At 63.5% G+C, this 13,023-nt stretch carries 17 protein-coding genes; 8 read left to right on the top strand and 9 right to left on the bottom strand.

Annotated features, from left to right (window positions below; genetic code table 11):
- Window positions 1-48: 48 nt before the first annotated feature.
- Window positions 49-1,287: a YceI family protein gene (locus tag ACNHGR_RS10650; protein ID WP_475285966.1), complete on the bottom strand. Its 1,239-nt coding sequence runs from the start codon at window positions 1,285-1,287 to the stop codon at window positions 49-51.
- 192 nt (window positions 1,288-1,479) lie between these two features.
- Here ACNHGR_RS10650 and ACNHGR_RS10645 point away from each other — a divergent pair, with 192 nt between their 5' ends.
- Entirely contained in the window at window positions 1,480-1,917 is a 438-nt protein-coding gene (locus ACNHGR_RS10645) for an acyl-CoA thioesterase (protein WP_475285964.1), read from the top strand.
- A 16-nt stretch (window positions 1,918-1,933) separates the two neighbouring features.
- On the opposite strand, the gene ACNHGR_RS10640 is transcribed toward ACNHGR_RS10645, so the two are convergent.
- On the bottom strand, window positions 1,934-2,311 hold the full coding sequence (locus tag ACNHGR_RS10640; RefSeq protein ID WP_475285962.1) for a DUF983 domain-containing protein: 378 nt from the start codon (window positions 2,309-2,311) through the stop codon (window positions 1,934-1,936).
- Between the two features lie 92 nt (window positions 2,312-2,403).
- Between ACNHGR_RS10640 and pabB the strand changes: the two genes are divergently transcribed.
- The 5 genes from pabB (at window position 2,404) to msrA (ending at window position 6,754) form a co-directional block, all read left to right on the top strand.
- Window positions 2,404-3,570 (top strand): aminodeoxychorismate synthase component I, encoded by a 1,167-nt coding sequence (gene pabB, locus ACNHGR_RS10635; RefSeq protein WP_475285960.1) that lies wholly within the window; start codon window positions 2,404-2,406, stop codon window positions 3,568-3,570.
- A gap of 47 nt (window positions 3,571-3,617) precedes the next feature.
- Window positions 3,618-4,241: an aminotransferase class IV gene (locus tag ACNHGR_RS10630; RefSeq protein WP_184267128.1), complete on the top strand. Its 624-nt coding sequence runs from the start codon at window positions 3,618-3,620 to the stop codon at window positions 4,239-4,241.
- Window positions 4,242-4,428: 187 nt separating this feature from the next.
- A complete protein-coding gene (locus ACNHGR_RS10625; RefSeq protein ID WP_184267126.1) occupies window positions 4,429-5,631 on the top strand; it encodes a pyridoxal phosphate-dependent aminotransferase in 1,203 nt (400 codons plus the stop codon).
- A gap of 300 nt (window positions 5,632-5,931) precedes the next feature.
- Window positions 5,932-6,096 carry a hypothetical protein gene (locus ACNHGR_RS10620; protein ID WP_184267124.1) on the top strand — a complete coding sequence of 55 codons (165 nt, stop codon included), beginning with the start codon at window positions 5,932-5,934 and terminating at the stop codon, window positions 6,094-6,096.
- On the top strand, window positions 6,083-6,754 hold the full coding sequence (gene msrA / locus ACNHGR_RS10615) for a peptide-methionine (S)-S-oxide reductase MsrA (protein WP_475285957.1): 672 nt from the start codon (window positions 6,083-6,085) through the stop codon (window positions 6,752-6,754). Before ACNHGR_RS10620 ends, msrA begins: the two co-directional genes overlap by 14 nt.
- Window positions 6,755-6,821: 67 nt before the next feature.
- On the opposite strand, the gene ACNHGR_RS10610 is transcribed toward msrA, so the two are convergent.
- From ACNHGR_RS10610 to thrS, 4 genes are all read right to left on the bottom strand, one after another.
- Window positions 6,822-7,358, bottom strand: coding sequence for a hypothetical protein (locus ACNHGR_RS10610; protein ID WP_475285955.1), 537 nt, complete (start codon window positions 7,356-7,358; stop codon window positions 6,822-6,824).
- 114 nt (window positions 7,359-7,472) lie between these two features.
- Entirely contained in the window at window positions 7,473-8,006 is a 534-nt protein-coding gene (infC, locus tag ACNHGR_RS10605) for a translation initiation factor IF-3 (protein WP_184267118.1), read from the bottom strand.
- A gap of 154 nt (window positions 8,007-8,160) precedes the next feature.
- Entirely contained in the window at window positions 8,161-8,439 is a 279-nt protein-coding gene (locus tag ACNHGR_RS10600) for a hypothetical protein (RefSeq protein WP_475285953.1), read from the bottom strand.
- On the bottom strand, window positions 8,429-10,417 hold the full coding sequence (gene thrS, locus ACNHGR_RS10595) for a threonine--tRNA ligase (protein WP_475288394.1): 1,989 nt from the start codon (window positions 10,415-10,417) through the stop codon (window positions 8,429-8,431). Before thrS ends, ACNHGR_RS10600 begins: the two co-directional genes overlap by 11 nt.
- 190 nt (window positions 10,418-10,607) lie before the next feature.
- On the opposite strand from thrS, the gene ACNHGR_RS10590 reads away from it, so the two are divergent.
- On the top strand, window positions 10,608-11,045 hold the full coding sequence (locus ACNHGR_RS10590) for an ExbD/TolR family protein (protein WP_475285951.1): 438 nt from the start codon (window positions 10,608-10,610) through the stop codon (window positions 11,043-11,045).
- A 274-nt stretch (window positions 11,046-11,319) separates the two neighbouring features.
- On the top strand, window positions 11,320-11,496 hold the full coding sequence (locus ACNHGR_RS10585) for a hypothetical protein (protein ID WP_184267112.1): 177 nt from the start codon (window positions 11,320-11,322) through the stop codon (window positions 11,494-11,496).
- Here ACNHGR_RS10585 and ACNHGR_RS10580 read toward each other — a convergent pair whose 3' ends face one another.
- From ACNHGR_RS10580 to ACNHGR_RS10570, 3 genes are read right to left on the bottom strand one after another with little or no spacing between them, the layout of a single operon-like run.
- Window positions 11,497-11,862, bottom strand: coding sequence for a peroxiredoxin (locus ACNHGR_RS10580; RefSeq protein ID WP_475285949.1), 366 nt, complete (start codon window positions 11,860-11,862; stop codon window positions 11,497-11,499).
- On the bottom strand, window positions 11,850-12,617 hold the full coding sequence (locus tag ACNHGR_RS10575) for a HesA/MoeB/ThiF family protein (RefSeq protein ID WP_184267108.1): 768 nt from the start codon (window positions 12,615-12,617) through the stop codon (window positions 11,850-11,852). Before ACNHGR_RS10575 ends, ACNHGR_RS10580 begins: the two co-directional genes overlap by 13 nt.
- Complete coding sequence (locus ACNHGR_RS10570) at window positions 12,614-13,021, bottom strand: hypothetical protein (RefSeq protein WP_475285947.1); 408 nt, start codon at window positions 13,019-13,021, stop codon at window positions 12,614-12,616. The genes ACNHGR_RS10575 and ACNHGR_RS10570 overlap by 4 nt, the downstream gene beginning before the upstream one ends.
- Between the last annotated feature and the right edge of the window lie 2 nt (window positions 13,022-13,023).

Genomic DNA, 13,023 nt, shown 5'->3' with positions numbered 1-13,023 from the left:
GTTCGACACTGGGCTCCTGCTTTCGCAGGAGCACCTTGTTCGCCGGATTCATTCCTTCCGCTTCGCCATGAAGTCGAACGTGACCGCCACCTGAGGGGCGAGGCCGCCGCTGCTGTCGCCATTGCCCACGCCAAAGGGCGCGCGGGCGATGGTGGCGCTGCCGGAGACTTTCCGGCTGGCATCCTTGCCCGACAGGGTGAAGCGGATCGTCTGCGGCTTGGACACGCCCTTGAGCGTCAGCGTGCCGCGGGCGCGGTAGCTGTTCGGGCCGGTCGCTTCAGCACCCTTGGCCGTGAAGGTCGCAGTCGGGTGAGCGGCGACGCCGAAAAATTCGTCGCCTGGTAACATGCCGTCCTTATAGGCATCGCCCACGCTGGCCGACGCCATGTCGATCGTCACCTTGATGTCGGCGCTGTCGGGATGATCCGGGTCCATGACGATGGCGGCGGTCCATTTGGCGAAGCTGCCGCTGATCGTGTCGCCATCATTGCCGACCGAAAAGCCGATGCGGCCGCCGGGCTGCACTGTCCAGGCGGGCGGCGGGCTGGCGGGTTCTTCGGTGGCGGCCGCGCTATCGTTGGCGGCCGCATTGTCGGCCGGACCGGCAGCGTTGACCGCTTCCGCGACGTTGGTTTCTTCCTCGACGGCATTAACCGCTTCCGCAACGACGGGCGCGGGCGCAGCGACTTGCGGGGCAGGCAGGATCGCGCGACCGATGACGAAGCCGGCGACGATGAGGGCCGGCAGGCCGACCAGCAGGACCGGGGAGCGGCCCGGTATCATGCGCCAGATCAGGCCATCGCGCATCAGCGCATGATGGCGCAGCGCCCCTGCGACATGGAGCAGGAACAAGGCGATGCCAAGCCAGGCGAGCAGGCCGTGGCCGTTTTCGGCCAGCGCGTGACTCGTTGCTGGCAGCGGCAGGTGGGGCAGGGGGAGCAGGCCAAAGAGCAGCGTCGGCACCTTGACCTTGGCGGTTGATACCAGCGCCCAGCCGGTCAGCGGCGCGCCGAGCATGAAGGCATAGAGGCCGACATGCACGGCCGAGGCGAGCGCGCCCTGCCAGCCACCCTCCAGCTTGGCCGGGCGCGGTTTCCAGTAACGGATGGCGATACGGGTAAGGGTCAGTGCCAGAATCAGCATACCCACCGACTTGTGCCATTGGTAGAGGAAGAAGCCGTGCGACCCCAGATCCTCCAGCGCCCAGCCGACGGCGATCTGGAAGGCGAGCAGGGCGGCGATCGCCCAGTGCAGGATGATGGCGGCAAGGCTGTAACGTTGCGGCATGGAATGTCCCCGGATCATGTCGCGGGCGAAATTATGACCGGGGCGCCGCCCTGTCCACGGACAGAAGTCGAAACGCTTTGTTGCTGTTGTGTCCAAAAGGCCGCAGTTGCGTCATTTTTATGCGACCAATTGCATCGCGGCCCATGATGGCTATGGAAATGTGACAGAAAATTCCAAGGGAAATAGCAGGACATGGCCAAACCCGAATCCTGGCGTCTGAACCCGCAAGCCTATCGCTTCGTGACCAGCATCGACACCCGCTTCCAGGATCTCGATACCATGGGCCACATCAACAATGTGGCGATCTCCGGCATTTTCGAAACCGCACGCATCCGCTTCCATCATCATATGGGGCGCCATCCGCAGGAGCAGGGCGTGCGCTGGCTGGTTGCCAATGTGAACCTCAACTTCGTCGAGGAATCGCATTTCCCCTATCCGTTCGACGTGCATTGCGCGATCGGCCATATCGGCCGCACGAGCTGGACGATCAGTTCGGCCGGCTTTCAGAAGGGCGTATGCGTCGCCACCTGCGACACCACCGTCGTCACCCATGGCGCCGAAGGCCGCCGCCTGATTGACGATACGCTGCGTGAGGCGATGGAACTGAACTTCCTGCGAAAGCCGGACTGATCAGGCCTGACTGAATTTAGCGGAAGCCGGCCATGCGCCGGCTCCACTGCACGGCGATGACCGCGCCCTTGACCGGCTGGATCATCGCCACCGCCAACAGGATCGCAAGGCAGGGCCAGATCAGCGCCTGCCAGCCCAGCGGTATCGCCAGCGCCGCATTCACCTCGATCATCAAGGGCACCAATATATGCCCCAGGAGCAGGATCACGATATAGGCGGGGAAATCGTCCGCCTGATGCCCGTCCAGCGCAAGGCCGCAGGATGGGCAGGCCGGCGCGGCTTTCAGGAAGCGTGCGAACATCCGCCCTTCGCCGCAGGCCGGGCACCGGCCGCGCAGGCCATGGCCGATGGCGGGGGCGACCGGGCGGTCAACGGGCGGTATGAGATCGGTCATCGCCCGTCAGCTAGGGGCTTTGCCGGTCGGGCGCAACTTTGCGTCGCTGCCTTATCGCCTTCCGCTGATCGTAAAGTCTGTTAGGAAGCGCCATGCGCCTGCCCGGACCCGATGAAGAATTTTGCCTGTTCGATGATGCCCGTGCGCGCGCGGCGCCGGCGCGGCTCTATCGCGATCCGGTGGCGGTCATCGTCGCGCACGACATGGCGCAGGTTCAGCCGGCGCTGGACCAACTGGCCGAGGCACGGGAACAGGGGCTGCATGTCGCGGGCTATATGGCCTATGAAGCCGGCCTTGCGCTGGAGGATCGGCTGGCGCCGCTTGCCCGGCGCCATGACGAAAGGGGCGCGCCGCTGCTCTGGTTCGGCCTGTTCGAAGGGGTGCGGCTGATCCCGTCCGCCGACCTGCCCGGCTTGCTGCCCGATCCGTTGGGCGCGAGCGTCGGCCCGTTGCGTCCGCTGGTCGATGAGGCTGCCTATGCCGCCGCCTTTGCACAGGTGCAGGATTATATCCGCGCCGGCGACATTTATCAGGTGAACCTGACATTTCCCTGCGATGTGGATGTGGCGGGCGATCCGATGGCGCTCTATGCCGCGATCCGACCGCGCGCGGCGGCGGGCTATGGCGGGGTGATCCGCACGGGCGCGCAGTCCATCCTGTCCTTCTCGCCCGAACTTTTCTTCACCCAGGTGCGCGGGCAACTGACCGCCCGGCCGATGAAGGGCACGGCAACCCGCGCCGCCGATCCGGCGGGGGATGCCGCGCAGATGGCGTGGCTGGAAAGCGACGCCAAGCAGCGGGCCGAAAATCTGATGATCGTGGATCTGCTGCGCAACGACCTGTCGCGCGTGTCGCAGGCCGGCAGCGTGACGGTGCCCGACCTGTTCAAGGTCGAAACCTATCCGACCGTGCATCAACTGGTATCGACCGTGCGCGCCCGCATATTGCCCGGCCTGTCGCCGGTCGACGTGCTGCGCGTGCTTTTCCCCTGCGGCTCCATCACCGGCGCGCCCAAGGTGCGGGCGATGGAGATTGTCGACGCGGTCGAGCCGCACCCGCGCGGCGTCTATACCGGCACGATGGGCTGGATCGACCCGGAGGGAGACGCCGCGTTCAACGTTGCCATCCGCACGCTTTCGGTCGAAGAGGGAGCGGGTATAGGGCGGCTTGGCCTTGGCTCCGGCGTCGTCGCGGATTCCGACTGCGCTTCGGAATGGGCGGAGTGCTTGGCCAAGGGGCGGTTCCTTTCACGCCCATGATCTTTGGGACGCTTGACTTTTGGCGCTGTGGAGCTTGAGACGTTTCAATGGCATTGGCTGACGGACGGTTCGACCTGTTGGAAACCATGGCTTTCGACCCGCTCGAAGGCATCAGGTTGCTGGAACTGCATCTTGAACGGATCAAGGCGAGCGCGAACGCGCTCGGCTTCCAGTTTGATCGCCATGATGTGCGCAACGAATTGCAGGCTGCGACCTTCCGCCTGCGCGAACGCAGCCGGGTGCGGCTGATGGCGTCGCGCAGCGGGTCGCTGGCGATTGAGGTGCGCGAACATCGCACCTGGCCAGACGCCATCATGCGGGTCGCCGCCGTGCCGCGCCATGCGGCGGCGGACGACCAGCGACTGCAGCACAAGACCACCGACCGCGCCCTCTACAAGGATGCGCTGAAGCGCGGCGGCACCTATGAAGTGCTGCTGATCGATGCGGCCGGCTATGTCACCGAAGGTTGCTTCTCCTCCATCTTCGTCGAGCGCGGCGACAAGCTGGTGACGCCGCCGCTCTCGCGCGGCCTGTTGCCGGGCATCTTGCGCCGCAGCCTGATCGACATGGGCGAGGCGGTGGAAGGCGACCTGCGGCTGCATGATCTGGAGCGTGGCTTCTTCATCGGCAACGCTTCGCGCGGCATGGTCGCCGCGACTTTGGCCCGATAGTCACACTATCCTGCCGTAAAGCCAATAAGCGCCATCTGGCCGGTTGCCGGATCGTCCGTTGCGGACTAAGGCGCTCCGCATCCGCCTTTGTTGCGGGCCTCGGGGATTCATTATTTTTGGCCGCGATTTCCAAGCCAGCAGGCAATAGATGCCTGCTTCGAAATCGCTCTGGAGAAAGATTATTACCATGAGCCAGACTTCCGCTGCCCTCGGTCGCATCCAGCCGTCCGCCACGCTCGCCATGAGCGCCCGCGTGAACGCGCTTAAAGCCGAAGGCGTGGACGTTATTGGCCTCTCTGCCGGCGAACCCGATTTCGACACGCCCGACTTTGTCAAAGAGGCGGGTATTGAGGCCATTCGCAAGAACCTCACCCGCTACACCGACGTGGACGGCACCGCCGACGTCAAGGAAGCGGTCGCCTTCAAGTTCAAGCGCGACAATGGCCTGCTCTACAAACGTAGCCAGATCAGCGTGAATTCGGGCGGCAAGCACACCCTGTTCAACGCGCTGGTCGCGACCGTCGATGCGGGCGATGAAGTCATCATCCCGGCGCCCTACTGGGTCAGCTATCCCGACATCGTGAACTTCGCGGGCGGCAAGCCGGTCTTCATCGAAGGCCCGGCGTCGCAGGGCTACAAGATCACCCCGGCCCAGCTGGAAGCCGCGATCACGCCGCGCACCAAGTGGGTGATGCTCAATTCGCCCTCCAACCCCTCGGGCGCGGCCTATTCGGCCGATGAGCTGAAAGCGCTGGCCGATGTGCTGCTGCGTCACCCGCATGTGCTGGTGATGACCGACGACATGTATGAGCATGTCTGGTACGCCTCCACCCCATTCGCCACCATCGCGCAGGTCTGCCCTGAGTTGTATGATCGCACGCTGACGGTCAATGGCTGCTCCAAGGCCTTCTCGATGACCGGCTGGCGCATCGGTTTCGCCGGTGGTCCCGAATGGATCATCAAGGCGATGAGCAAGCTCCAGTCGCAGTCGACCAGCAACCCCTGCTCGATCAGCCAGGCGGCTGCCGTCGCCGCGCTGACCGGCCCGCAGGATTTCCTGGAAGATCGCAACGCCGTGTTCAAGAAGCGCCGCGACATGGTCGTCGCCATGCTGAACGATGCGCCGGGCCTCGACTGCCCGACGCCCGAAGGCGCCTTCTACGTCTATCCCGACGCCAGCGGCGTGATCGGCAAGACCACGCCCAAGGGCGCGCTGATCGACAGCGACGAAGCGCTGATCGGTTACTTCCTGGATGAAGCCAAGGTCGCCGCCGTGCATGGCGCCGCCTTCGGCCTGTCGCCGGCCTTCCGCATCAGCTACGCGACCTCGGACGAGGTGCTCAAGAAGGCCTGCACGCGCATCCAGGAAGCCTGCGCCGCGCTGAAATAAGCCGCACGTCCTTCGCATCTGCGGCAATGGAAAGGCCGGCGTGAAAGCGCCGGCTCTTCTGTTTTGTCAAAAAACGGAAACGGTCTTTTTCGCACTGCGGCGTCTTGCGATTGACGCGGTATCGACTATATGCCCGTTGCATAGAGAAACTTATTAAAAGGCTGCATCCGTTCGTCGTTCTATTGCTGGCATTGGTCGAAACCCGCTCACATGCGGTCGATCGTTCAGTCAGGGGCAAGACGCATGGAGCTAGCTGGCAGACCGAGCCGGTCTGAGAAATATATGAGAAAGGCGTCTGCCATGTTGGCATTCCTGAAGTCCGACCTGTTCCTGCGCTTCCTGGGCGGGTTCGCGATCGGTGCGGTAGGCATGTTCCTGCTTCAGCCGGAGGAAGCTCCCATGCTCGGGTCGACCGCGATCGCGGCGACGTCAACCAGTGCGACCAGCAACGGTGCGGCGCTCTGATCGCCTTTTCCTGACTGTTCTGGCGGCGCTGGCCGTCGCCGCCCCCGTGCGTGCCGAGCGCGCCACCCTTGCTCCCGTCCCGACCATCGATGCCGCGCCGACGCGCAGGCTGGAAACGGCCGTCTTTGCCGGCGGCTGCTATTGGGGCGTGGAGGGCGTCTTTTCCCATGTCAAAGGTGTCCAACTCGCTGTCGCGGGTTTCGCGGGCGGGCCGCGCGGTCGCCGCGTCGATTATGCGGCGGTGAGCGAGGGGGACACTGGCTATGCCGAATCGGTGCGCGTGACCTATGACCCGCAACAGGTCAGTTACGGTACCCTGCCACGCATCTTCTTTTCGGTCGTCGCCGACCCTACCACGCTGAACTATCAGGCGCCCGACCATGGCAGCCAATATCGCAGCGCGCTGTTCCCGCTGAACGATGAGCAGGCAAAGGCCGCCAGCGCCTATCTGGCGCAACTGGGCAAGAGCGGCCTGTGGCAAGGCCCGATCGTGACGAAGGTGGAGCGGTTCACGGGCTTTCAGGATGCGGCGCGCGACCATCAGGATTTCATGCGGAAAAACCCGCGCCATCCCTATATTATGCGCTGGGACATGCCCAAGGTCGCTGCGCTGAAGGCGATGTTCCCGACCCTGTACCGCGACCGTCCCTCCGCCTGATCGGTCGAAGCATTTTGAAGTCATCTCGGGCAGATGACGACTCGCAAAATGCGGAAAATAAAGAAATCTAGCGTGCCTGCCTGACCGAAATGGTGAGGCTGCGCACCTTGCGGCGATAGACATTGACGCCGGCCTGCACCGTGGTGCCGGGCTTGACCGTCCAGACCGCCAGATCATCTTCCTTGGGATCGCCCGGGCCGAGCACCGGTTCGCCGGCATTGAGGCTGGGCGACACGATTGCAGCGACATCCTTCCCGGTCAGGCGCGTCGTGCCCGCGCCCGTGACCTGGCACACGGCGCTATATGCGTCGCCATTTGGCGTCACGAGGGACAGTACCAGCCCATTTTTGTGGAACATGCGCGGGATGACGATGAGGCCGCTGCCCGACACGAGTCGGGGTGTGGTTTCCGTCCAGCCCTGCGTTACGACATGGGCGGCGATGGCATCCAGATCGGGGAAGCCCCGGCGGCAGCTTTCGTTGAAAGCCTGGAGCAGGAGGGCGGGATCGGCCTCCGGTTCGTCGCGGGCGTGGGCAGCAGGTGGCGTGGCCAGTGGAAGCAGCAGGGCCAGAGCAGCAGGCAGGAAACGCAGGGAAGAGGGCATAGGACACGGCTCCTTGCGGAAGACCGTTCGGGCCTAACCCGACCTGCTTAACACACTGTGAAACGGGCAGCGGGGCAGGCGGTAGGTTCCGCGCTGCCCCGCAATCCATAGCGCTTACTTGGGTGCCAGCACCATCAGCATCTGGCGGCCTTCCATGCGCGGATAGGCTTCGACCTTCGCGATTTCGGCGACATTTTCGGCCACGCGCTGCAACAGGGCCATGCCGAGCTGCTGGTGGCTGAGTTCGCGGCCACGGAAACGCAGGGTGATCTTCACCTTGTCGCCGTCACCGATGAAGTCATGGACCTTCTTCATCTTCGTATCATAGTCATGATCGTCGATGTTCGGACGCATCTTGATCTCTTTGAGTTCCTGCGTCTTCTGGGTCTTGCGGGCGATATTCGCCTTCTTCTGGGCCTCGTACTTGAACTTGCCGATGTCCAGGAACTTGCAGACTGGCGGATCAGCGTTGGGCGAGACTTCGACCAGGTCGAGGCCGACCTCATAGGCCTGCTCGATTGCCTCCTGCGTAAACATCACACCGAGATTTTCGCCTTCGTCATCAATCACGCGCACCTTGGGCACGGTGATGAACTCATTATAGCGAGGGCCGGACTTCGGCGGCGGCGCCAGCGGGCGGCGCATCATCGGGGGACGTATAGCAGTATCTCCTATGGTCGTTGCAGAAACGAGTGGCTCTTAGCGGCTTTTATGCAAAGCCGAAAGGGGTGCGTACCTCCGCAGTAACGGAATCACGCACCCTTGCGGCATTTCTGCCTCACTGCATGTCGGTATTTGCGGCTCAGATGTCAAGGAAGAGCGAGGCGAGGACCAACAGAAAAGGGGCGACGGCGATGCCGGTTGTAATGGCAAGCGCTGTTCTGGGCCATCGGCGGCGCAGGAGGGTGAGCACCACCATCAGCGCAATACCGCTGAAGAAGAAGTAGAATGTGGGTGGCGATCCGGACAGGTGATGATGGAACACCGTGACGCCGACAGACCATATGACAGTCTCGACGACGATCAGGAACAGCGCGGTGTTAAACGCCGCGCTGCCCGCCTGATTCTGCTTATAACCCACGCAAATCCGGTGCTTGCGCTTCTTCCTTGAGACGCGAAATCACATCGTCCAGCGAAAGGAAGCTCTGCCCTTCCTTGCCCAGTTCGCGCAGGGCGACGGTGCCTTCGTCCGCCTCGCGCCGGCCGACGACCAGAAGATTGGGTACTTTCCCAAGGCTATGCTCGCGTACCTTGTAATTGATCTTCTCGTTGCGGACGTCGATTTCGGCGCGGATGCCGGCGGCGCGCAGCTTCTCGACCGCTTGCTTCGCATAATCGTCCGCGTCGGACACGATCGTCGCGACGACCGCCTGCACCGGCGCCAGCCACAGCGGGAATTTGCCCGCATAATGTTCGATCAGGATGCCGATGAAGCGTTCATAGCTGCCGAAAATGGCGCGATGGAGCATGACCGGGCGGTGCCGTTCACCATCTTCACCGACATAGCTGGCGTCGAGTCGTTCCGGCAGCACGCGATCCGACTGGATCGTGCCGACCTGCCAGGTACGGCCGATCGCGTCGGTCAGGTGCCATTCCAGCTTCGGCGCATAGAAGGCGCCTTCGCCCGGCAATTCTTCCCAGCCATATTCCGGCGTGTTGAGGCCGGCGGCGGCGACCGCGTTGCGCAGCTCATTTTCCGCCATGTCCCACATCTCTTCGGTGCCGAAGCGCTTTTCGGGGCGCAGCGCCAGCTTGATCGAGTAGGTGAAGCCGAAATCCTTGTAGATGCGGTCGGCCAGCGCGCAGAAGGCGCGGACTTCCTCGACGATCTGGTCCTCGCGGCAGAAGATGTGGGCGTCATCCTGCGTGAACTGGCGCACGCGCATCAGGCCGTGCAGCGCGCCATGCGGCTCGTTGCGGTGGCAGCAGCCATTTTCGTAGAAGCGCAGGGGCAGGTCGCGATAGCTTTTGATCCCCTGACGGAAGATCAGGACGTGCGCCGGGCAGTTCATGGGCTTCAGAGCCATCCAGTCGGCATCATCCGACACCAGCGGGCCTTCATCCGCGACGTTCGGCACTTCGTCGGGGATCACGAACATATTTTCGCGATATTTGCCCCAGTGGCCGGACGCTTCCCACTGGCGGGCGTCCATGACCTGCGGCGTCTTCACCTCGCGATAGCCTGCATCGTCAATGGCGCGGCGCATATAGGCTTCCAGTTCGCGCCAGATGAGATAGCCCTTGGGGTGCCAGAAGACGCTGCCATGCGCTTCCTGTTGCAGGTGGAACAGGTCCATTTCCGCGCCCAGCTTGCGATGGTCGCGCTTGCCCGCTTCTTCGAGGCGGGTCAGATGCTCGGCCAACTGCTTCTTGTTGAGCCAGCCGGTGCCGTAGATACGGGACAGCATCGCGTTCTTCTGATCGCCGCGCCAGTAAGCGCCCGAAACCCTCGTGAGTTTGAACGCCGCCGGGTCCAGCTTGCCGGTGGAGGCCAGATGCGGGCCACGGCACATGTCGTACCAGCCGTCACCCGAATGATAGACGGTCAGTTCCTCGCCCTGCGGCAGTTCGGCGGCCCATTGCGCCTTGAACGTTTCGCCGGCCGCTTCCCATTGCGCGATCAGCGTGTCGCGGGCGATCACTTCGCGGCGCAACGGCTTGTTGGCGGCGATGATCTTGCGCATTTCCGCCTCGATCGCGGGCAGGTCTTCCTCGGTAAAGGGGCGATCCTTCGGCGCGAAATCATAATAGAAGCCGTCGTCCGTCGCCGGGCCGAAGGTGATCTGCGTGCCGGGGAACAGCGACTGCACCGCTTCGGCCAGGACGTGCGCGAAATCGTGGCGCGCCAGTTCCAGCGCGTCGGCCTCATCCTTCGCCGTCACCAGCGCGAGCTGCGAATCCTGCTCCAGCGGGCGGCCGATGTCGCGCAGTTCGCCGTCGACGCGCGCGGCGATCGCGGCCTTGGCCAGACCCGGCCCGATCGCTGCTGCAATATCCGCCGGGGTAGTGCCGGGCGCGACTTCACGCACGGAACCATCGGGCAGGGTGATCTTGAGCATGGCGGACACGGGAGGTCTTTCTGTGAAAATGTCAGGTTGTGCGGCCCAAAAAGCCGCGCCTTCCCCATAAATGGGCCGCCCGCACTGTCAATAGAAGGCGGGGGCAATAGGAAGGGCACTTGCCAAAATGGCCCGCTGCGCGCATGATTTATGTGTTGATATATCATCATCAACCACAGGAGGGACTTTTATGGCTTTGAGCTTCGCAAGACCCCAATCGCGTGCTGGAGACGGTCTGCCGATGGCAGACATGAACACCACGCCGCTGATCGACGTGATGCTGGTGCTGCTCATCATGTTCATCATCACCATCCCGATCCAGACCCACAGTATCGGCATCGACCTGCCGGGGCCGGCGAAGGAGCAGCCGATCCGGATGGACCCGGTCAAGAACAAGGTGACGATCAATGCGGAGGGCATGATCCGCTGGAATGGCGCGGCGATCGATCGCCTGACGCTGCGCCGCTATCTCGCCGCTTCGCTACGCTTGCCGGTCGAACCGGAACTCCAGTTCGAGCCGGAAGCCGACGCCCGCTACCTGACCGTCGATGAAGTGCTGGCCGACATCAAGCGGTCGGGCGTGACCAATCTCGGCTTCGTCGGCAACGAACGCTATCAGGATTTTTAGAGCATCGTGCGGAAAAGTGGGAACCGGTTTTCCGCTTAAAACGATGCGACAACAAAAGCTTAGAGCATGCGAACTGCGTCGGATTTAACGTAGCATGCTCTAGAACATGCTGCGATTGGATTGAACCGCATCATGTTCTAAAAGTTCTTTGTCTTCCGCATTTTGCGAGCCGTCATCTGTTCCAGATGACTTCAAAATACTCTAACAGCCTCTGTGCCTTGTCCCCTGCCTGTGCTGCCTGTAAACAGGCCGCCATGGAAAGGGGGCAGGGCGCATGAAAACCGTTCGATATGGTCTGATCGCTTTCTTCTGCCTCGGTGCTGTCTGGGGCGTGGCGCATATGGCGACCTTGCCGGGAACGGACGGCGCAACCATGTCCGGATTTGATGTCGCGCCGGCCGCGCGGGAGCATGTGCAGGGCAATTGGCGCTATCTGCCGGCGCTGCAATAGTCACAGCATCAGCAGGCGTGCATCGTCCCGTGTCCGTTGCAGGAAGCTGACCGGCCCGCCGATATCGATGCCTTCGGGCAAGTCCGTCGCGCTCATGTCGCACAGCGCCAGGCCGCTCTGGCAAACGGACAACGCAACCCCCAATGCCAGCGAATCGGCGAGTAGGGCTGCAAGATCAGGCAGGCCCACCGCCCGGTGATCGGCGTCGCGCGGCGCAACGAGCGGCGCGCGCATCAGCGCCACCGCATCCAGTTGCAGGAAGATGGCGGCCTCCCCGCCCAGCGCTGCCTGCGCGGCGGCAAGGACCAGTGCGCCGCGCAACCGCTCCGCATCGGCGGCCGCGACGATGATGTTCAGTCCGCGCACAGCGCAACGGCGCAGCCGGGGCAGGCCGGGTCCTTGGGCACGTCCAGCGTGCGAAAGCGCATCGAGAGGAGGTCCGCGATCAGCAGTCGCCCCGCCATGTCCGCCCCGAACGGTACCAGCGCCCGGATCACCTCCAGCGCGGCCAGGCTGCCCATCGCGCCGGTCAGCGCGCCGATCACGCCATTGTCCGCGCAATTGCGTTCCGCCGCATCGTCCGGTGCGCCGACCAGGCAGCGATAGCAGGGCTTGTCCGCTTCCCAGCCGCGATAGGTGGCGATCTGCCCTTCGAATGGGCCTACCGCCGCCGACACCAGCGGCATGCGCAGCCGCTGCGCCGCGTCCGCGACGGCAAGGCGGGTGCCGAAATTGTCGCAGCCGTCCAGCACGACATCAGCCTCGCGCAGGATCAGTTCGGCGTTGCTGGCGTCGATCCGCGCGTTGATGGGGATCAGCTTCACATCGGGATTAAGCCGGGCGACGGCGGTCATCGCCCTTTCCGCTTTCGGCGCGCCGACATCGGCGGTGCCGAACATGATCTGTCGTTGCAGGTTGGACAAAGCCACGTCGTCATCGTCGATGACGCGGATGGTGCCCAGGCCGGCAGCGGCGAGATAGAGGATGGCCGGACTGCCGATCCCGCCCGCGCCGATCACCGCCACATCGGCGGACAGCAACCGGGCCTGTCCTGCGCCGCCTATTTCCTTGAGGATGATGTGCCGGGCATAGCGCTCCAGCTGCTCATCGCGCAGTGTCACGGCGCGTCGGACCAGAGGAAGCGCACCTGCGAGCGCATCCACCGCGGTTCTGCCGCCGCACCTCTTTTCGGGAACGAGCCACGCAGCGATCCCAGGATGCGGTTGCTCACGAATTTTTCCACTTCGGGGCAACGGACGTTGACCGGCGCGATCTTCAGCGGCTTGCCATCACCCGACAGGAGGAACAGCATGTCGATCTCCAGCAGTTGCGACCCCTGATAGTTGACTGCGCCGCTGCATTGGCCGTTGCGATAAAGGCGCGCGACGGTTTCCGACCATTCGGGCGACTTGCGCCGACCCAGCCAGTCGTGGATCAAGGGAACGCTGGCCAGATCCTGCGGCATGGGCGGGGCCGCGTCCGGCACCGGGGTTGCGGCCAGCATCAGCGAAAGCAGCATCGTCATCG

The sequence above is a fragment of the Sphingobium sp. RS1 genome (assembly GCF_056156825.1).
Note: the sequence above shows the minus strand (reverse complement) of the source record. Positions and strands in the feature narration are given on the sequence as shown.